At 47.1% G+C, this 18,981-nt stretch carries 13 protein-coding genes, 17 tRNA genes and 3 rRNA genes; 29 read left to right on the top strand and 4 right to left on the bottom strand.

The genetic code is table 11. The features are described from left to right. The first annotated feature begins 108 nt into the window (after positions 1-108). The 3 genes from ACDJ59_RS24440 (at position 109) to ACDJ59_RS24430 (ending at position 1,355) form a co-directional block, all read left to right on the top strand. Positions 109-345, top strand: a complete 237-nt coding sequence (locus ACDJ59_RS24440; RefSeq protein ID WP_413406429.1) for a DUF6953 family protein — start codon at positions 109-111, stop codon at positions 343-345. A 393-nt stretch (positions 346-738) separates the two neighbouring features. Then, positions 739-939 (top strand): cold-shock protein, encoded by a 201-nt coding sequence (locus tag ACDJ59_RS24435; protein ID WP_017691122.1) that lies wholly within the window; start codon positions 739-741, stop codon positions 937-939. A gap of 188 nt (positions 940-1,127) precedes the next feature. After that, entirely contained in the window at positions 1,128-1,355 is a 228-nt protein-coding gene (locus ACDJ59_RS24430; protein WP_017691121.1) for a cold-shock protein, read from the top strand. Positions 1,356-1,599: 244 nt separating this feature from the next. On the opposite strand, the gene ACDJ59_RS24425 is transcribed toward ACDJ59_RS24430, so the two are convergent. Continuing rightward, positions 1,600-1,947 carry a hypothetical protein gene (locus ACDJ59_RS24425; protein WP_074093127.1) on the bottom strand — a complete coding sequence of 116 codons (348 nt, stop codon included), beginning with the start codon at positions 1,945-1,947 and terminating at the stop codon, positions 1,600-1,602. 164 nt (positions 1,948-2,111) lie between these two features. Here ACDJ59_RS24425 and ACDJ59_RS24420 point away from each other — a divergent pair, with 164 nt between their 5' ends. After that, positions 2,112-2,846, top strand: coding sequence for a class I SAM-dependent methyltransferase (locus ACDJ59_RS24420; RefSeq protein ID WP_413406426.1), 735 nt, complete (start codon positions 2,112-2,114; stop codon positions 2,844-2,846). A 58-nt stretch (positions 2,847-2,904) separates the two neighbouring features. Here the strand turns inward: ACDJ59_RS24420 and ACDJ59_RS24415 are convergent, their stop codons facing one another. Then, positions 2,905-3,549 carry a GntR family transcriptional regulator gene (locus ACDJ59_RS24415; protein ID WP_413406424.1) on the bottom strand — a complete coding sequence of 215 codons (645 nt, stop codon included), beginning with the start codon at positions 3,547-3,549 and terminating at the stop codon, positions 2,905-2,907. A gap of 322 nt (positions 3,550-3,871) precedes the next feature. On the opposite strand from ACDJ59_RS24415, the gene ACDJ59_RS24410 reads away from it, so the two are divergent. The 25 genes from ACDJ59_RS24410 to ACDJ59_RS24290 all read left to right on the top strand — a co-directional run bounded on the left by ACDJ59_RS24410 (position 3,872) and on the right by ACDJ59_RS24290 (position 15,856). Further along, entirely contained in the window at positions 3,872-4,693 is an 822-nt protein-coding gene (locus ACDJ59_RS24410) for a transporter substrate-binding domain-containing protein (protein WP_413406422.1), read from the top strand. A gap of 23 nt (positions 4,694-4,716) precedes the next feature. Next, a complete protein-coding gene (locus ACDJ59_RS24405) occupies positions 4,717-5,373 on the top strand; it encodes an amino acid ABC transporter permease (protein ID WP_413406420.1) in 657 nt (218 codons plus the stop codon). Positions 5,374-5,514: 141 nt separating this feature from the next. Next, complete coding sequence (locus ACDJ59_RS24400) at positions 5,515-6,735, top strand: ornithine--oxo-acid transaminase (RefSeq protein WP_413406418.1); 1,221 nt, start codon at positions 5,515-5,517, stop codon at positions 6,733-6,735. Beyond that, positions 6,725-7,690: an arginase gene (gene rocF, locus ACDJ59_RS24395; RefSeq protein WP_413406416.1), complete on the top strand. Its 966-nt coding sequence runs from the start codon at positions 6,725-6,727 to the stop codon at positions 7,688-7,690. The genes ACDJ59_RS24400 and rocF overlap by 11 nt, the downstream gene beginning before the upstream one ends. A gap of 605 nt (positions 7,691-8,295) precedes the next feature. Beyond that, a 16S ribosomal RNA gene (locus ACDJ59_RS24390) occupies positions 8,296-9,848 on the top strand. 372 nt (positions 9,849-10,220) lie between these two features. Continuing rightward, a 23S ribosomal RNA gene (locus ACDJ59_RS24385) occupies positions 10,221-13,146 on the top strand. Positions 13,147-13,289: 143 nt separating this feature from the next. Continuing rightward, positions 13,290-13,406, top strand: a 5S ribosomal RNA gene (gene rrf, locus ACDJ59_RS24380). Together the 16S, 23S and 5S rRNA genes with 17 tRNA genes alongside form the textbook arrangement of a ribosomal RNA operon. A gap of 59 nt (positions 13,407-13,465) precedes the next feature. After that, positions 13,466-13,539, top strand: a tRNA-Ile gene (locus ACDJ59_RS24375). 34 nt (positions 13,540-13,573) lie between these two features. Then, positions 13,574-13,649 (top strand) — tRNA-Ala (locus ACDJ59_RS24370). A gap of 1 nt (position 13,650) precedes the next feature. Further along, positions 13,651-13,726 (top strand) — tRNA-Asn (locus ACDJ59_RS24365). 3 nt (positions 13,727-13,729) lie between these two features. After that, a tRNA-Ser gene (locus tag ACDJ59_RS24360) sits at positions 13,730-13,821 on the top strand. Between the two features lie 18 nt (positions 13,822-13,839). Beyond that, positions 13,840-13,911: transfer RNA gene (locus ACDJ59_RS24355), tRNA-Glu, on the top strand. A 6-nt stretch (positions 13,912-13,917) separates the two neighbouring features. Then, positions 13,918-13,993, top strand: a tRNA-Val gene (locus tag ACDJ59_RS24350). A 17-nt stretch (positions 13,994-14,010) separates the two neighbouring features. Further along, positions 14,011-14,084 (top strand) — tRNA-Met (locus ACDJ59_RS24345). Positions 14,085-14,110: 26 nt separating this feature from the next. Next, a tRNA-Asp gene (locus tag ACDJ59_RS24340) sits at positions 14,111-14,188 on the top strand. A gap of 23 nt (positions 14,189-14,211) precedes the next feature. Continuing rightward, a tRNA-Thr gene (locus tag ACDJ59_RS24335) sits at positions 14,212-14,287 on the top strand. A 97-nt stretch (positions 14,288-14,384) separates the two neighbouring features. Next, positions 14,385-14,460 (top strand) — tRNA-His (locus ACDJ59_RS24330). Between the two features lie 11 nt (positions 14,461-14,471). Beyond that, positions 14,472-14,546 (top strand) — tRNA-Gln (locus tag ACDJ59_RS24325). A gap of 9 nt (positions 14,547-14,555) precedes the next feature. Next, positions 14,556-14,631 (top strand) — tRNA-Lys (locus tag ACDJ59_RS24320). Positions 14,632-14,640: 9 nt separating this feature from the next. After that, positions 14,641-14,727 (top strand) — tRNA-Leu (locus ACDJ59_RS24315). Positions 14,728-14,735: 8 nt separating this feature from the next. After that, positions 14,736-14,810: transfer RNA gene (locus ACDJ59_RS24310), tRNA-Gly, on the top strand. Between the two features lie 6 nt (positions 14,811-14,816). Then, positions 14,817-14,893: transfer RNA gene (locus ACDJ59_RS24305), tRNA-Arg, on the top strand. 16 nt (positions 14,894-14,909) lie between these two features. Beyond that, positions 14,910-14,983, top strand: a tRNA-Pro gene (locus ACDJ59_RS24300). 12 nt (positions 14,984-14,995) lie between these two features. After that, positions 14,996-15,066, top strand: a tRNA-Gly gene (locus ACDJ59_RS24295). Between the two features lie 184 nt (positions 15,067-15,250). After that, positions 15,251-15,856, top strand: coding sequence for a short chain dehydrogenase (locus ACDJ59_RS24290; protein ID WP_413406414.1), 606 nt, complete (start codon positions 15,251-15,253; stop codon positions 15,854-15,856). Between the two features lie 213 nt (positions 15,857-16,069). On the opposite strand, the gene ACDJ59_RS24285 is transcribed toward ACDJ59_RS24290, so the two are convergent. Next, a complete protein-coding gene (locus ACDJ59_RS24285) occupies positions 16,070-17,119 on the bottom strand; it encodes an ABC transporter substrate-binding protein (protein WP_413406412.1) in 1,050 nt (349 codons plus the stop codon). A 94-nt stretch (positions 17,120-17,213) separates the two neighbouring features. Next, complete coding sequence (locus ACDJ59_RS24280; RefSeq protein ID WP_413406410.1) at positions 17,214-18,896, bottom strand: AraC family transcriptional regulator; 1,683 nt, start codon at positions 18,894-18,896, stop codon at positions 17,214-17,216. Between the last annotated feature and the right edge of the window lie 85 nt (positions 18,897-18,981).

The raw sequence follows: 18,981 nt of genomic DNA, 5'->3' as shown, positions 1-18,981 counted from the left end.
CCCGTCAGCAGTTGGATCATGGTATACTTCAGTCTGGCGGGAAGACAGATATGTTCATGATACGAGGTCTGCCTATCCGTACATTAGGTTTAGACAGTAGGTGATATAGTGGAGAAGACAGCACAAGGTGTAGCAGAATGGATGGTACAGGAGATTAAATTCACAGGAACACTTCATCAGGAAGCTGCCATAGTATATGTGAAGACCCATTTTGGTGAAGAGTTTGTTTTTATGAATGAGAACGGCAATTCGTCATTGTCCAAAGAAGTGAAGAAGGCTTTCCGGAAGCTTCATCGTGGACAGATCGCCTGGGATCGGGATGCATTTATGTGGGCATGGACATAGTGGGTAAAGTGTAGTAAGATGATTCTTTGGTTGTGTTGGATATGCATGACGAAATTTTATATAAATATGTATAAGTTGGATCAGATTTGCATATCCTTTCATAAGACTGCACACGAGCGACCGGCCACTTAAGTGTGATAAACCCTGTCCCCGTGCCAGTTAATAACATGTATTTCCAAAGCTGTTTGAAAAGAAAATACAAAGATTTGCTTTTTTTCTGAATTGGAGTTATAATAAAAACAAGTTGTAGAGAGTGGAAAACCTAATTCATATATTGTAAAGGGCGATCACTTATAGGTTTATGACTGGTACCTTTTTCAATGTGTGAATTTTTATTTGCTTGCTGCAAAGAACAAAGGAACATGTTAATTTTTATTTGGAGGTGTAATTCACATGCAAAACGGAACAGTAAAATGGTTCAACGCTGATAAAGGCTTCGGTTTCATCGAAGTTGAAGGCGGAGAAGATGTATTCGTACACTTCAGCGCTATTACAGGCGACGGCTTCAAAACTCTGGACGAAGGTCAACGCGTGCAATTTAAAATTGTACAAGGAAACCGTGGTCCTCAAGCAGAAGAAGTTGTAAAACTGTAATTAAAGCATAGCTGCCTTTAACATGTTAAAATGGTAAAGGCAGCTTCTTTTTTTTGATCAGTTATATAAAAGTCGACCCATTAGTTGTCGAGGCAGGAGTTCGGTGGGATGTAAAACTTCCGCTAAGTGTAGGCTTCTGTGAAATAACGTCGGTTAGATGTTTTTCCATAACAAAGGGGGTAGAAGTCATGTATAATCGCAAAAAACCGTTGGAAGAGATTCCACAAGCTGATGCGGCAATCTGGGAATGTACGAGTGATACGTGCAAAGGATGGATGCGGGACAATTTTGCGTTTGATAACGTACCTACTTGTCCGATATGTGCTTCTGAGATGGTCAGCACGACTAGGATGCTACCATTGCTTGAGAATTCGAATAGTAATCTGAAAACGATGCCTAAAGGAAATCGGATTTAACATAGCTTACCCGCCTCTAACGAGGTGTTTTTTTTTAAGATCAAACAGACACCCTGTGCGATGGTAAGGGTATTAAATATGAAGTTCCCGGCATTCGTTTTGGCGAATGCCTTTTTTTGTATCATTTTTTACAGTAAATATAGTGTAATTGACGTGAATCGTATGAAAAAGATAAAGACCCCTTTTGCTATAAGCAAAAAGGGTCTTTGTTATGACTACAATTTTACCACGATCAGATTGGAATTTAGATGAACAGGAACGGCAGCAGAAACAATGTTGCTACCAGAGCCAGATCGATTCCTGCTCCATAGCCGTAACCCCCACCGTATCCTCCGTAACCATATCGACCGTAGGCCGAAGATTTAACCTTTTTTGTTGCAACAGCGTTTTTCTTGCTGCTTTTTACCAGCTGCTGTTTGGATTTGACTGAACACAGCCGTGGTCCCTCGAAACACCCGTTCAAATAAATTTTGCCATCACGACATTGACTAAGCGTACCATACATATGCTTACCGTCGTTCATAACGAGACAAACGGAACGTCCAACGTGCGGAGAAACCGTTTCTTCACATACCCGATTAATTCTGTACATGCAAATCCTCCTCATTAGATGCGGTTGCCGCTTGAATTCAACGGTTTGTATATCATAGTAAAAAGAAGAGCAATTGGTATGGACGAGTACCCGGAAAATCGAATGGGGAGGAGCCGTTTTTGAATCTGCTCCATACACTGGGAGTAGTGAGGAGGGGGTGTCGCGTGGATTATCATGACATGCTGGCTCGGTTGGGGGAGGGGAGTGCCCATCCTGGAGGATTTTTGGCAACGCTGAAGTTGCTGGATAACTTATCTCTGCCTGTGGGTAGTCATATTCTTGAGATAGGGTGCGGCACTGGAAGGACTGCGTGTTACTTGGCTAAAAGTGGATATCGGGTAACGGCGATTGATCTTCATCGCAATATGCTGGATAAGGCGGTTCGGAGAGCGAGACGAGAACGGGTGGATGTTCGATTTGTTCAGGCTGATGTAACATCGTTACCTTTTCCGGAAAACCATTTTGATGTGGTATTTGTGGAGTCGGTTACGATCTTCACCCCATGGCGGAGTGCGCTTGCTGAGTATAGAAGAGTGTTGAAACCCGGAGGACTTTTAGTGGATCGGGAGATGGTTCTATCAGGCCAGAAGACCGAATTGATGTGTCGCAGATTAAAGCAATTTTATGGTATACGAACCCTGGTTACGGCCACAGCATGGAGAAAACGCCTCAAACAGTGTGGTTTCACCAAGGTGGAGGTCAAAGAACATTCGCGATCCATGGGAAAATGGGGCGCTGATCATGATCCACATCGCGAGATCGATATGAATTGGTTTGAGGATGAACGTATGCAGCGAATGAGTCAAACCAATGATCGTTTGCTCGCGAAATACGGCAAAAAGTTGGGATATGCTGTTTTTGCGGCTAGGGCACCGTTGGAGGTTGAAAAGGAAAAATAGGAAAAAGACAACTCACACAATCGTGTGGGTTGCCTTTGGTTTGTTTCGACAGCACGTACTACAGCATATCGTTGTCGATAATCCGCCAGTGATGTTTGAGCAGGGCTTCCAGTTGGTTCTTATCTTTGGCTCGAAAAGCGCTTAAAATTTGCCGGTGCTCTTCATTAACTTCGAGCAATACCTCAGATAGCTTTGGTTTATTATCACTAACATACGACTGCCGGATGAAACTGTTCTTCAATGTGTTTAACATCTCAATTACTGTGGCGTTACCACATCGCTGAATGTACAGATTATGGAACTGATATTGGTTCTTGTTGTAGGCAGCAAGATCAAGCTGGCTGATATCTTCTTCCATTCGAACAACCAGAGTTTCCATCTCCATAAGTTCAGATGGTCTGAGATGGTCTGCTGCAAGTGTGGCAGCAAGTGCCTCCAGCACACCGATCGCTTGGGAGAATTCCAGTTTTTTGCCTGCATCAAAAGGAGTGACAATAAATCCCCTGCGTGGGATGTATTGCAGCAGATTGTCTGAAGCCAGCTGGAAAAGCGCCTCCCGAGTAGGCGTACGACTGATGTCCAGCTTTTTGCATATCTCGGCCTCGTTGATCTTCTGGTTGGGAAGCAAGGTTCCGTCCTGGATCTTCTGGGCAATGTAATCGTATACGTGATCTTTCAAGGACCGGTATTTGGGTACCTCCATACCGAATCCTCCTTTCTATGTATAGTGAATAAATAGATGGGTGTGGGGCCGTACTGTACGCGCCGTTCAGGAGTTTCAAGTTTTTATCATCTTAACACCGAGGGGGAAGTTGGGCAAGCAAACTTCATGTTTCAGCCGATGTAAATGCTATGTTATATATAGCACATTTTATGGAATTAAAGCGTATAAATGTTTAAATAATGATTGTGATAAACCAAATTGTTTGTTAGTATTACTTACATATAAGTCCATATATTGTCTTATGTATATTGTATACAAATCATTATGTTTCTCATTCAAAAAAAGAATAGGGGTATGATGTGTGAAAAAAGTGCTTTTGCCAATGATGCTGTTGTTAGTGGTTGTATTCATGTCCGCATGTGGGCAGGAAAAAACGACAGGAACCGGATCGGACGCTACTTCGTCTTCGGGCAGTAGCTCAGCAGAAAAGGAAGTAATTGTACTTGGAACCAGTGCGGACTATGCACCCTATGAATTTCATAAGAAAATCGATGGTAAAGATACCATTGTAGGTTTTGACATCGAGATTGCCAAAGCAATTGCGGCTGATCTGGGAGCCGAGCTGAAGATTGAGGACATGGACTTTGATGGCCTTCTTATGGCCCTCGGTACAGATAAGGTTGATTTTGTAATATCAGGCTTAACCCCTACCGAAGAACGAAAGAAGAATGTTGATTTTACGGATATCTACTATTATGCAGAGCAGGCTGTACTTGTTAGAGGAGGGGAAGATACCGCATTAAAGTCCATAGATGATCTATCAGGCAAACAGGTTGGCGTGCAAAAGAGTTCCATTCAGGAAGGGATTGCTCAGGAAATAGAGGGAGCAAAGCTCACTTCTCTGGCCAAAATACCTGAGCTGATTCTGGAGTTGCAGACGGGGCGTGTAGACGCACTCATTCTGGAGAAGCCGGTGGCTGAACAGTATGTGAAGAACCAAGAGGGGCTTGTTGTTGCAGGTGTGGAGGTTGAACAGGCTGAAGACGAGGGTGGTTCGGCCATCGCGGTGAAGAAAGGTAATCAGAAGCTGCTGGATCAGATCAACACTACATTGGAAAAGCTCAAAACAAACGGAGATATTGAACGGTTCGTCGTTGAAGCGAATGAGATGCTCGGTGAATAAACCGGACGAGTGAGGGATATGCCGTGAATTTAGATTTTTCCTTTCTATTAGAACATTGGCAGGACTATGCACGAAGTGCGTGGGTCACGCTTGAGCTTTCCTTCTTGGGTGTATTGTTTGGTACGTTGTTGGGTGTAATCATGGCGCTAATGCGAATATCCCGAATATGGCCAATTAAATTTGTGGCATCGGCGTATATCGAACTCATTCGAGGAACACCGATGCTCGTACAGATTCTTATTATTCATTATGGTCTGACGGTTATAGGTGTGAACTTACCGGCATTTATGTCGGGGGTGGTAGCTCTGACGATGAATAGCTCGGCTTATATGGCGGAGGTGTTCAGGGCCGGGATTCAAGCGATTGATAAAGGACAGACCGAAGCTTCGCGCTCCCTTGGTATGACAAATGGTATGACACTTCGTTATATTATACTGCCGCAGGCTTTTCGTAACATGCTTCCAGCCATCGGTAATGAATTCATTATTATCATTAAAGATTCTTCGCTTGTCTCCATGATCGGCATAGCCGAGATTATATACACGGCCAGAACGATTCAGGGTGTTACGTTCCAGCCGCTTGCTCCGCTGCTTGTTGCCGCCGGCCTCTATTTTATAATCACATTTACACTGGCTAATTTACTCTCTTGGTTGGAACGTAGACTTTCTACTTCTCGCTAACTATTGATAAAGGATTGGATTCGAGAAAGGCTTGGATTAGGCTGGAGTGGAAAAAGAGAGATGTAGTCGTAAATGGCGATGGCATCGCATACATTGTTATTGTATTTTGTATACAATATTTTGGAAAGGTGTTGGGTGTGTATGTCAGATTCCAAAATGTTAATTGATTGGTCGGAGCGTTATGCTGCACCTAATTATCATCCGCTCCCTATTGTTATTGAACAGGCAGAAGGGGTATGGGTGGAAGACCCTGAAGGCCGCCGTTATATGGATATGTTAAGTGCATACTCTGCATTGAATCATGGTCATAGACATCCTGTAATCATACAAGCGCTCAAGGATCAGGCAGATCAGGTTACGCTGACATCACGGGCATTCCACAGCAGCTCCGCTTCTCTTTTTTATCAGAAACTCTCACAATTCACGGGGAAATCGAAGATTCTCGCCATGAATACAGGAGCGGAAGCGGTGGAGACTGCGGTGAAGGCGGTACGTAGATGGGCTTATCGTTGCAAAGGTGTACCGGAAAACCAAGCCGAAATCATCGTATGCTCTGGTAACTTTCATGGAAGAACTCTGACGGTTACGTCCTTTTCTTCTTCAGCGGAGTATAAAAAAGATTTTGGACCGTTCACACCTGGATTCCGGATTATCCCCTATGGAGATATAGAAGCGCTGAAAAAGGCCATTACACCAAATACGGCTGGATTTCTTGTAGAGCCTATTCAGGGCGAAGCTGGAATCGTTATCCCGCCTGATGGATATCTGGCAGAAGCTTTTGCTCTGTGTAAGAGTCAGCAGGTGTTGACAGTATCTGATGAGATCCAGACCGGATTTGGCAGAACAGGTCGCCGTTTTGCCTCCGACTGGGAAGGGGTTGAACCAGACATCTGGATTATGGGCAAAGCGCTGGGGGGAGGAGTCATGCCCATCTCAGCTATCGCTGCTGATGCGGAGATACTTGATTTGTTTGAGCCGGGGTCTCATGGTTCTACGTTTGGGGGTAACCCACTCGCTTGCGCCGTGGCTGTAGCAGCTCTGAAAGTTCTTGAAGATGAGAAGCTTGCCGAGCGATCGGAGCGTCTAGGGAACTATTTTATGAAAAGACTTCGAGATATTCGCAGTTCAGCCATACGGGATATTCGGGGGAAAGGTTTATTTATTGGTGTTGAACTGCATGAACCAGCCCGCCCTTATTGTGAGCGTTTGATGTCTACTGGACTGCTGTGTAAAGAAACACATGAGACAACCATTCGATTTGCTCCACCACTGACGATTAAAGAGTCCGAGATTGACTGGGCACTGGAGAGAATTGAGCAGGTATTGATCAACAATGAGGGAGCTGACCTACATGAAAAATGATGATGATGTCCATGGTGGAATAAAAGATACTTCTATTGATACAAGTCAAACATCTGTGCGACGTAATATTGCTATCATTAAGGTTCCTTTTGGACTCGGTGGAGCAAGAGGTGGAGCGGAGTTGGGGCCTGATGAATTGATTACAGCTGGACTGAAGCGGGAGATTGCGAGTCTTGGGCTAGTGCTTTCCAAAGAAGTGCGGGTAGATTGTCCTTCTGAACCGGCCGCCCCTATTGAGCGAAATCGTGTAAAACATTTAAATGAGGTACGTCAGGTCAGTGAGAAGGTGTGTAGTGAAGTATCAGGTGCAGTGGAGGAGGGTGCTTTCCCACTTGTGCTTGGGGGAGATCATAGTGTAGCGATTGGTACTTTTGCCGGGCTAACAGTGCACTATTCGAATTTGGGTGTGATCTGGTTTGATGCGCATGCAGACTTGAATACGGAAGAACGCAGCTTGTCCGGTAATATGCATGGGATGAGTGTGGCTGCATCCTTGGGGCATACTGCATTCAATCTGTCGCACATTGCTGGAGCAGGCGCGTTTATTGATCCGTCCAACTTGGTCTATATTGGTCTGCGTGATCTGGATGAGTATGAGAAAGAGCAGATTAAGGGACTGGGAATCCGAGCATTTACGATGCATGATATTGACCGTATGGGAATACAGCAAGTTATTGAGCAAGCAGTAGCTACAGCGGGAAAAGGGACAGATGGTATTCATGTCAGTTTTGACATGGATTGTCTGGATCCGCGGGAAGCTCCGGGTGTAGGCACCCCGGTGCCGGGTGGTTTGAATTACCGAGAGGCACATTACGCATTGGAGATACTTGCTTCCACAAATCAAGTTACGTCGATGGAACTGGTTGAGGTGAATCCGTTGTTTGATCATAACAGACATACGGCAAGGCTTGGAGTGGAACTGATCGCTTCGTTACTTGGTAAGCGCATATTGTAAGCACTGAGAAGTGAAACGGAATGTGTAAGCTGTGCCTAAGGAATGTACTGTCTTATTTATATAGAAGGAAAGAAATCTGAGATCTCCGAAAACCCGGGGCTAGTCACAATCAATTGTTCACTGCATTCGCAGTGGAAGTGGCTTCCCTGGTTATGTTTAATGGATAAGTATATTAGAAGCGCCGTATGAGGATGCTGAGAGTTAAGAGGAGCGTCAGATTACATATTGTACTGATGGTGTGGGTTGATTATTATTATTGAAAAAAGACTTGCAATTGAAATCTGTACATGATATATTCTAATTCCGGCCAAGAAAACACGGTTTACACGGTGCGGCAAGCGAATGAAATAAGCTTCGAAAGAAACTTAAAAAAAGAGCTTGCAAAGTTGGTTCGGACATGATATTATATAAGAGTTGCTGAAGAGAACGACATTCGGTAACGAAACAAGTTTGATCTTTGAAAACTGAACAACGAGTGAGTAAACATTCTGCTTGCAGAATGAACGCGAAAGTTCGAGACAAGCCTTGGCTTGAATCAACTGGAGCACAAATGAGATTTTTAATCTCGTCAGATTCAAAATGAGCTTATCGCTCTTTTCAATACTTTATTGGAGAGTTTGATCCTGGCTCAGGACGAACGCTGGCGGCATGCCTAATACATGCAAGTCGAGCGGACTTGATGAGAAGCTTGCTTCTCTGATGGTTAGCGGCGGACGGGTGAGTAACACGTAGGCAACCTGCCCTCAAGTTTGGGACAACTACCGGAAACGGTAGCTAATACCGAATAGTTGTTTTCTTCGCCTGAAGAGAACTGGAAAGACGGAGCAATCTGTCACTTGGGGATGGGCCTGCGGCGCATTAGCTAGTTGGTGAGGTAACGGCTCACCAAGGCGACGATGCGTAGCCGACCTGAGAGGGTGATCGGCCACACTGGGACTGAGACACGGCCCAGACTCCTACGGGAGGCAGCAGTAGGGAATCTTCCGCAATGGGCGAAAGCCTGACGGAGCAATGCCGCGTGAGTGATGAAGGTTTTCGGATCGTAAAGCTCTGTTGCCAGGGAAGAACGCTTGGGAGAGTAACTGCTCTCAAGGTGACGGTACCTGAGAAGAAAGCCCCGGCTAACTACGTGCCAGCAGCCGCGGTAATACGTAGGGGGCAAGCGTTGTCCGGAATTATTGGGCGTAAAGCGCGCGCAGGCGGTCATTTAAGTCTGGTGTTTAATCCCGGGGCTCAACCCCGGATCGCACTGGAAACTGGGTGACTTGAGTGCAGAAGAGGAGAGTGGAATTCCACGTGTAGCGGTGAAATGCGTAGATATGTGGAGGAACACCAGTGGCGAAGGCGACTCTCTGGGCTGTAACTGACGCTGAGGCGCGAAAGCGTGGGGAGCAAACAGGATTAGATACCCTGGTAGTCCACGCCGTAAACGATGAGTGCTAGGTGTTAGGGGTTTCGATACCCTTGGTGCCGAAGTTAACACATTAAGCACTCCGCCTGGGGAGTACGGTCGCAAGACTGAAACTCAAAGGAATTGACGGGGACCCGCACAAGCAGTGGAGTATGTGGTTTAATTCGAAGCAACGCGAAGAACCTTACCAGGTCTTGACATCCCTCTGATCGGTACAGAGATGTATCTTTCCTTCGGGACAGAGGAGACAGGTGGTGCATGGTTGTCGTCAGCTCGTGTCGTGAGATGTTGGGTTAAGTCCCGCAACGAGCGCAACCCTTATATTTAGTTGCCAGCACTTCGGGTGGGCACTCTAGATAGACTGCCGGTGACAAACCGGAGGAAGGTGGGGATGACGTCAAATCATCATGCCCCTTATGACCTGGGCTACACACGTACTACAATGGCCGGTACAACGGGCTGCGAAATCGCGAGATGGAGCCAATCCCAACAAAGCCGGTCTCAGTTCGGATTGCAGGCTGCAACTCGCCTGCATGAAGTCGGAATTGCTAGTAATCGCGGATCAGCATGCCGCGGTGAATACGTTCCCGGGTCTTGTACACACCGCCCGTCACACCACGAGAGTTTATAACACCCGAAGTCGGTGGGGTAACCGCAAGGAGCCAGCCGCCGAAGGTGGGATAGATGATTGGGGTGAAGTCGTAACAAGGTAGCCGTATCGGAAGGTGCGGCTGGATCACCTCCTTTCTATGGAGAATCGTTTCCTGCAATGGAAACATTCAAATAAGCAGGTTCTAAGAACCTGCGACCGCTCTTCATTTCGGTCCATCACTCCGGTGTGGATGAAATGAAGAGCACAAACTACTCACTCGTTGCTCAGTTTTGAGAGCTCAAACTCTCAAACAGCTTGCTTTTGCATGGAGCTTGTTCTTTGAAAACTAGATATCGAAACGAAACAAACGCGAATTAGAACATTCCTTTTTAGCTGAACTTGTGTTAAACAAGTTTTAATAAAAACGGTAGTCAAATTGCTTTTGTGATGGTATCGGGTGAGAGCGACTTTTGGATTTGGACGCAGTCCAAACCAAGGGAAGCGAGCGACCGAAACCGGAACAAAATGGTTAAGCTACTAAGAGCACACGGAGGATGCCTAGGCGCTAGGAGCCGATGAAGGACGTGGCGAACAACGAAACTGCCTCGGGGAGCTGTAAGCAAGCTTTGATCCGGGGGTGTCCGAATGGGGAAACCCAGCTGGGGTAATTTCCAGTTACTCATAACTGAATACATAGGTTATGCAAAGGCATACCAGGGGAACTGAAACATCTAAGTACCCTGAGGAAGAGAAAACAATAGTGATTCCGTCAGTAGCGGCGAGCGAACGCGGAGAAGCCCAAACCAGAGAGCTTGCTCTTTGGGGTTGTGGGACGTCTCACATGGAGTTACAAAGGAACCGGTTAAGCGAAGAGGTCTGGAAAGGCCCGCCAAAGAAGGTAAAAGCCCTGTAGTTGAAAGTCTGTTCCCTCCGAGACGGATCCCGAGTAGTGCGGGGCACGTGAAACCCCGTATGAATCCGGCAGGACCATCTGCCAAGGCTAAATACTTCCTAGCGACCGATAGTGAAGCAGTACCGTGAGGGAAAGGTGAAAAGCACCCCGGAAGGGGAGTGAAATAGAACCTGAAACCGTGTGCTTACAAAAAGTCAGAGCCCGTTTTAGGGGTGATGGCGTGCCTTTTGTAGAATGAACCGGCGAGTTACGTTCCCGTGCAAGGTTAAGGTGAAGAGCCGGAGCCGCAGCGAAAGCGAGTCTGAATAGGGCGACTGAGTACGTGGACGTAGACCCGAAACCGGGTGATCTACCCCTGTCCAGGGTGAAGGTGCGGTAACACGCACTGGAGGCCCGAACCCACGCATGTTGAAAAATGCGGGGATGAGGTGGGGGTAGCGGAGAAATTCCAATCGAACTCGGAGATAGCTGGTTCTCCCCGAAATAGCTTTAGGGCTAGCCTCGGAAAACAGAGTCGTGGAGGTAGAGCACTGATTGGGTGCGGGGCCCGCAAGGGTTACCAAGCTCAGTCAAACTCCGAATGCCATAGACTTACTTCCGGGAGTCAGACAGTGAGTGCTAAGATCCATTGTCAAAAGGGAAACAGCCCAGACCATCAGCTAAGGTCCCCAAGTGTGTGTTAAGTGGGAAAGGATGTGGAGTTGCACAGACAACCAGGATGTTGGCTTAGAAGCAGCCACCATTGAAAGAGTGCGTAATAGCTCACTGGTCGAGTGACTCTGCGCCGAAAATGTAACGGGGCTAAACACACCACCGAAGCTATGGCTTGATGCTTTGCATCAGGGGTAGGGGAGCGTTGTATAAGGGTTGAAGGTGTACCGTAAGGAGCGCTGGACATTATACAAGTGAGAATGCCGGTATGAGTAACGAAAAGATCAGTGAGAATCTGATCCGCCGAAAGCCTAAGGGTTCCTGAGGAAGGCTCGTCCGCTCAGGGTAAGTCGGGACCTAAGGCGAGGCCGAAAGGCGTAGTCGAAGGACAACAGGTCGAAATTCCTGTACCACCGTAAGCCGTTATGAGCAATGGGGGGACGCAGTAGGGTAGTGACGCGGACTGATGGATGTCCGTCTAAGCAGTAAGGCTGATGTGTAGGCAAATCCGCACATTGTAAGGCTAAGCTGTGATGGGGAGCGAAAATTATAGTAGCGAAGGTCATGATCTCACACTGCCAAGAAAAGCCTCTAGCCAGGTGAAGGTGCCCGTACCGCAAACCGACACAGGTAGGCGAGAAGAGTATTCTAAGGCGCGCGGAAGAACTCTCGTTAAGGAACTCGGCAAAATGACCCCGTAACTTCGGGAGAAGGGGTGCCCCGGTAGTGTGAATAGCACGAGGGGGCCGCAGTGAAAAGGCCCAAGCGACTGTTTAGCAAAAACACAGGTCTGTGCGAAGCCGTAAGGCGAAGTATACGGGCTGACGCCTGCCCGGTGCTGGAAGGTTAAGGGGAGTGGTTAGGAGCAATCCGAAGCTGTGAACCGAAGCCCCAGTAAACGGCGGCCGTAACTATAACGGTCCTAAGGTAGCGAAATTCCTTGTCAGGTAAATTCTGACCCGCACGAATGGCGTAACGACTTGGGCGCTGTCTCAACGAGAGATCCGGTGAAATTTTAATACCTGTGAAGATGCAGGTTACCCGCGACAAGACGGAAAGACCCCATGGAGCTTTACTGCAGCTTGATATTGAATTTGGGTACGATCTGTACAGGATAGGTGGGAGCCTTTGAAGTGTGAGCGCCAGCTTGCATGGAGGCAACGTTGGGATACCACCCTGATCGTATCTAGGTTCTAACCTGGTACCGTAATCCGGTGCGGGGACAGTGTCAGGTGGGCAGTTTGACTGGGGCGGTCGCCTCCTAAAGAGTAACGGAGGCGCCCAAAGGTTCCCTCAGAATGGTTGGAAATCATTCGAAGAGTGCAAAGGCATAAGGGAGCTTGACTGCGAGACCTACAAGTCGAGCAGGGACGAAAGTCGGGCTTAGTGATCCGGTGGTACCGCATGGAAGGGCCATCGCTCAACGGATAAAAGCTACCCTGGGGATAACAGGCTTATCTCCCCCAAGAGTCCACATCGACGGGGAGGTTTGGCACCTCGATGTCGGCTCATCGCATCCTGGGGCTGAAGTAGGTCCCAAGGGTTGGGCTGTTCGCCCATTAAAGCGGTACGCGAGCTGGGTTCAGAACGTCGTGAGACAGTTCGGTCCCTATCTGTCGTGGGCGTAGGAAATTTGAGAGGAGCTGTCCTTAGTACGAGAGGACCGGGATGGACGTACCGCTGGTGTACCAGTTGTTCCGCCAGGAGCACCGCTGGGTAGCTATGTACGGACGGGATAAACGCTGAAAGCATCTAAGCGTGAAGCCCCCCTCAAGATGAGATTTCCCAGTATGTAAGACCCCTTGAAGACGACGAGGTAGATAGGCTGGGGGTGGAAGTGCAGCAATGCATGGAGCTGACCAGTACTAATCGGTCGAGGGCTTATCCAATAGCAAGTTGTAATTCGCATGTTTCGTTTCGAATCTAGTTTTCAGAGAATGATCTCTGAAATGAAAATTGGTACATCACAGAACGTGTGTATGATTTTCAGTTCCATATCTGATTTTAAGAAGCTATGCTTCGATAAATCGCGTTTGGTGGCGATGGCGGAGGGGTTCCACACGTACCCATCCCGAACACGACCGTTAAGCCCTCTAGCGCCGATGGTACTTGGACCGCAGGGTCCTGGGAGAGTAGGACGCCGCCAAGCGATTTCCCTTTGGGGTATTTTTTTTGCCCCCCTTGCTAAGGAATAAGGGATATATATTAGGGCCCTTAGCTCAGTTGGTTAGAGCGCACCTCTGATAAGGGTGAGGCCGGTGGTTCGAGTCCACCAGGGCCCATAGCAAGACCACAACAATGAAATACACAGTGTATGGGGCCATAGCTCAGCTGGGAGAGCGCCTGCCTTGCAAGCAGGAGGTCAGCGGTTCGATCCCGCTTGGCTCCACCATTCCCTGATAGCTCAGTTGGTAGAGCACTCGACTGTTAATCGAGTTGTCACAGGTTCGAGCCCTGTTCGGGGAGCCATATGGAGAGGTGTCCGAGCTGGCCGAAGGAGCACGATTGGAAATCGTGTAGGCGTCACAAGCGTCTCGAGGGTTCGAATCCCTCTCTCTCCGCCAGATAATTTTTTTTAGCAAGGCCCGTTGGTCAAGGGGTTAAGACACCTCCCTTTCACGGAGGTAACAGGGGTTCGAATCCCCTACGGGTCATAATATGGAGGCTTAGCTCAGCTGGGAGAGCATCTGCCTTACAAGCAGAGGGTCGGGGGTTCGATCCCCTCAGCCTCCACCATATAAACTTTATAACGACGCGGGGTGGAGCAGCCCGGTAGCTCGTCGGGCTCATAACCCGAAGGCCGCAGGTTCAAATCCTGCCCCCGCAATTATACTTTCCTTGAGAAAGTACTATGGAACCGTGGTGTAGTTGGCCTAACATGCCTGCCTGTCACGCAGGAGATCGCGGGTTCGAATCCCGTCGGTTCCGCCATTTTTTAATTTAATATACACCGTGCCGGTGTAGCTCAACTGGTAGAGCAACTGACTTGTAATCAGTAGGTTGGGGGTTCAAGTCCTCTCGCCGGCACCATTTTTAGTATTTACATATGAATTTGTGATAGAATGTATATTACAAGTGAAATTGTTAATACTAAGATTCTCTTAGTGGATGAATGGCTTACTCTATGGCGGTCGTGGCGAAGTGGTTAACGCACCGGTTTGTGGATCCGGCATTCGGGGGTTCAATTCCCCTCGATCGCCCCATGATTTTTTAATGGGGATTAGCCAAGCGGTAAGGCAACGGACTTTGACTCCGTCATGCATAGGTTCAAATCCTATATCCCCAGCCATTTCATTACGAGTCATTAGCTCAGTTGGTAGAGCACCTGACTTTTAATCAGGGTGTCGAAGGTTCGAGCCCTTCATGACTCACCATTATATTTTGCGGTCGTGGCGGAATTGGCAGACGCGCACGGTTCAGGTCCGTGTGGGCTAACCCCCGTGGAGGTTCGAGTCCTCTCGACCGCACCATATGTTTTGCGGAAGTGGCTCAGCGGTAGAGCATCGCCTTGCCAAGGCGAGGGTCGCGGGTTCGATTCCCGTCTTCCGCTCCAATATTTGCGCCCTTAGCTCAGCTGGATAGAGCGTTTGACTACGAATCAAAAGGCCGGGAGTTCGAATCTCTCAGGGCGCGCCATTATTCTCATAAGTATCGGGATGTAGCTCAGCTTGGTAGAGCACCTGGTTTGGGACCAGGGGGTCGCATGTTCAAATCGTGTCATCCCGATTTTTTTTATTTGCGGGTGTAGTTCAATGGTAGAACTTTAGCCTTCCAAGCTAATAGCGTGGGTTCGATTCCCATCACCCGCTTCCGAGTAACATATAGAAAAGCCTTTGCTTATAGCAAAGGCTTTTTTTGTGTTAAAAAGAATAAGTGTAATTTATTTAAAATAAGGTCAATTGTCATTTGATTAAGGATGGAATCTTTGTTTAAATAAATAGAACAATTCGTATCTGATTAACCGTATTTATTTATAAAGGAGGACAAACAGTAATGAAAAGAGCTCTGGTCATTGGTGGAAACGGAACATTAGGTAAAGCTGTTGTTGCGAAACTGAGAGATTATTCCGTTGAGGTTATTACAGCAGGTAGACAATCCGGGGATGTTCAGGTGGATATGACGTCGACAGAGAGTATTACTACCCTCTTCGAAACGGTGAGAAATATTGATTACGTCATTGTGGCGGCGGGCCAGACCCATTATGCGAAACTCGAAGAACTGACACCTGAGAACAATATGATTAGTGTGCAGGGTAAACTGCTTGGACAGGTCAATATCGTGTTGATTGGACAGCACTATATTAACGACAACGGGAGTTTCACGCTGGTCAGTGGCATTATACAAGACCACCCTATTGAGAAAGGCGCATCAAGTGCTATGGTCAATGGGGCTATTGATTCGTTTGCCAAAGCGGCAGCGTTTGAGTTGCCAAGAGGCATTCGTTTGAATTCGGTTAGTCCTAATCTGTTTGTAGAGTCGGCGGAAAAATATAAGGATTTCTTTATTGGATTTAATCCTGTACCTGTAGAGAAAGTGGCTAATACGTTTATCCAGAGTGCACTTGGGATCGAAACGGCCCAGAACTTTAAGATTTATTAAAAACCGGACAGTTATATATGATTTGATGATTACCTATCCCTAATTAATTGCAGGAAGAGAAGGGTGTACATGAAGTGCATTTAAATGTTAAGCATGAAGAATGATTTTTCATGAAACAGGACTGAATGAGGCCATTTGGAATAACAAATATAAAGGAGATTCACCGAATAAACGGTGGATCTCCTTTTGTTGAAACAGACGGTATGTTTACAATTATGGAGCAGGTAGTCCAAGAACTTCGAGCATTTCATTACGTTTGAGCGATTCGGCAATGGGGCCGTCAATGAGCCATTTCTTAGCATTGAGGACATAGACATGACCATTTTGGACAGCGGGTAGGCTTTTCCATACTTGGAGTTGCTGGATCTCGTTGAGTTCATCTTTTGTTTTTTGCAATGCTTCAGCTGACCCATCTGAGCTAATGGACACAATGAACAGATAGTCTGCTTTGATTTCAGGCAAAAGCTCAACCGAGATACTGGCATTCATCCGTTCCGGATTCTCTGCCTCAAGTTTGGTAACGAGAGCATCGGGAGTGAATCCAACCTCATAACCCGCTCCTACATAATTGGAAGCTGGGAATGGCGTGGATGGAATGGACGAGAAGAACAAACGCATATCTTTCTCTTCCAGGCGCAGGAATGCAGCTGTAGGTTTGGTCTTGGTGATATCGGCTGCGAGCTTCTGAGCTTCAGTTACTTGGTCTTTATTTTTTTGTAAAAGCTGTTCAGCCCGCTCTTCAATATCCAGCGCAGTAGCTACCTGCACGATAGATTCCTGCCAATTACGGCGATCATAAGTGATCGTAGGCGCGATCTTCTCGAGTTGTTCGAGAATTTTGGCATCCAAACCGGCATTGGCAATAATGAGGTCCGGATTGGCGCTGACTACAGCTTCAAAATTGACACTTTCATTGATGGGTTCGACAGTCACGCCTTGGGCTTCAAGTTGCTCATTCAGGTAATCTTGCCGGCCAATAGGTGTAGCAAGTACCAGTGGTACCTCCAAGGAGAGGAGAATGTCCTCCATATTAATGGACACAATCCGTTCAGGATGTGCCGGGATTTCTTTGCTGCCACTGGCGCTCTCCACAGTCTTAGTAGCTGATTCAGTGGATGAGTCCCCATCTGTCCCCGCAGCTGATTTTACGCCATCTGTAGATGGCTGCGAAGTGCTTGCAGGTGTCTGCCCACACGCAACAAGTAACATGGCGAGTATGAACAGGATCCCCGTTATTTTGACATAATGCTGTTTGTACATCATAATCCCCCTGTGTTTCTATTGATATTGATTCTCAGTACACTATATATTGTAGCGGTCTAATGTTGGGGGAGACATAGCCTTCTGTGCTATCCAGTCATGGATTAATGTGCTGAGTGCTACCAAAAAGTTTCAGGGTTTCATCGATGATCTGATCATGAGCATATGGTGAATAATCCAACCAAGGCATTTCATCTAGCAGATATACATGTTGGTTCTGCACGGGCATCAGATGTTGCCATAGCTGAGTATGTTTTAGTTTATGCCAACGTTGCTGGGATTCTGAGTCCTGATCCACAATCAGTAACATACGATCTCCAACCATTTGAGGCAACTCCTGTTCATCCAATGCACGATAGACTTGCCCTGGAAGCAGATCGTATGAAGGGGACACCCCCAGGTCGTTATATAGAACAGCGCCCCCATTGCGTCGCCCGTAGATTAACAGATGGCCCATCATGATATGAATGATGGAGACCGTATCCTTACCGATTAGATGACTAAGCATCTCTTTGGCATGGGTTACTTTGTCATCATACTGCTCCAACCATTGCTGAGCTTCTTGTTGCTGTCCCACAATGGAGGCAACATGTACGAAATGTTCCCGCCAGCTTAATCCTTTCCATGGAATAACGATGGTAGGTGCAATTCGCTGCAAGGTCCTTTTTAACGTATGGGCTTCGTACTCATTACAGAGTATGAGGTCCGGGCTCGCTTGCATCAACAACTCAACGTTGGTTTGCCAGATATGAGGATTCATGCGTTTGCTACGTCCCAGATGATAAGGGATATTGGAGAAAAACAGATTCCCGTGTTGATCCCGTCGGTTATCGATCAATGCCGCATGGGGGATGATCTGTAATGCCAGCAGGTGGCCAGTCGTTCCGAAGGAAAGGGCAGCGATTTTACTGCGTTTCTGTCGTTGATAGGTAGAGGGAGACACGCCAACATATTTTTTGAATTTGCGACTAAAGTAAAACTCGTCCTGAAAACCAACCTGTGAGGCGATATGTTTGATGGTTTGGCCGGGGACAAGCAGCATCTCTTTGGCCCGGTCCATGCGGATGCTATTCACGTATTCCATGGGACTGATGCCAGTCCGGTTTTTGAATACCCGCGAATAGTGCCATACACTCATACCTGCCACTCCGGCAAGAACTTCCCGAGAAAGATGCTCAGCATATCCAAGCTCAATAAGTTCAAGTGTTTGATCCAAAGCAGAGGTGTGTTCGGAATCTCCTATTGCACTTTCTTTGGGAGGAGCATACACATGGGTCAACAATTCATGCATCAAAGTCTGAATACGAAATGGACGATTTTCTTGAGGTACAGAGATACATTCATGGAGCTGTGAAGCAATTTTGGTACATTCCTGAAAAAGTTCATGCGGTAACTCATCTGCGTAAGAGGAACGAAGTAACCCTTTTTGATATACCTCCATTACAGTAGATCCGGAAATGGTTTTGTTGATATCTGAAATGGGCTTCAACATATCAAAATATATCGCGATGCCCTGTAAAGGATGAACCTCATCCGTTGTATATTCTATCGCTGTTCCTGGCAGGATCAGATACATTTTGCCGAGTGTGGCATGATTTTGCCTATGCCCAATACGGATATTGGCTTCACCGCCAGTACAGATGAGCAGAAGATGTGAGTCCGTTAATACGAATGGGGGAAGAAAAGACGCTTGATCTAGAACTTCGGATGTCTTGAATCTTGCATATAGGTCACGGGTATGGTCACCGTTAGATATCAATGGAAAGACTTGCAAAGTCACCAGAATCCCTCCTTAACTTGCAATAGTAACATTCAAATGATGTGTTTGAGAATAATTATCAATTATCGCATATTGTCATACAAAT

The organism is Paenibacillus amylolyticus, from assembly GCF_047302515.1.
In the GTDB taxonomy this organism is placed as follows: domain Bacteria; phylum Bacillota; class Bacilli; order Paenibacillales; family Paenibacillaceae; genus Paenibacillus; species Paenibacillus amylolyticus_G.
The sequence above is the reverse complement of the archived record's forward strand: the minus strand, read 5'-3'. Positions and strand labels throughout refer to the sequence as shown.

Excerpts from the sequence above, each read along its gene's own strand:
- ACDJ59_RS24285 (WP_413406412.1), bottom strand. The coding sequence starts at position 17,119 with ATGATGTACAAACAGCATTATGTCAAAATAACGGGGATCCTGTTCATA.
- ACDJ59_RS24415 (WP_413406424.1), bottom strand. The coding sequence starts at position 3,549 with ATGGAGGTACCCAAATACCGGTCCTTGAAAGATCACGTATACGATTAC.
- ACDJ59_RS24430 (WP_017691121.1), top strand. The coding sequence starts at position 1,128 with ATGTATAATCGCAAAAAACCGTTGGAAGAGATTCCACAAGCTGATGCG.
- ACDJ59_RS24425 (WP_074093127.1), bottom strand. The coding sequence starts at position 1,947 with ATGTACAGAATTAATCGGGTATGTGAAGAAACGGTTTCTCCGCACGTT.
- ACDJ59_RS24435 (WP_017691122.1), top strand. The coding sequence starts at position 739 with ATGCAAAACGGAACAGTAAAATGGTTCAACGCTGATAAAGGCTTCGGT.
- rocF (WP_413406416.1), top strand. The coding sequence starts at position 6,725 with ATGAAAAATGATGATGATGTCCATGGTGGAATAAAAGATACTTCTATT.
- ACDJ59_RS24400 (WP_413406418.1), top strand. The coding sequence starts at position 5,515 with ATGTCAGATTCCAAAATGTTAATTGATTGGTCGGAGCGTTATGCTGCA.
- ACDJ59_RS24290 (WP_413406414.1), top strand. The coding sequence starts at position 15,251 with ATGAAAAGAGCTCTGGTCATTGGTGGAAACGGAACATTAGGTAAAGCT.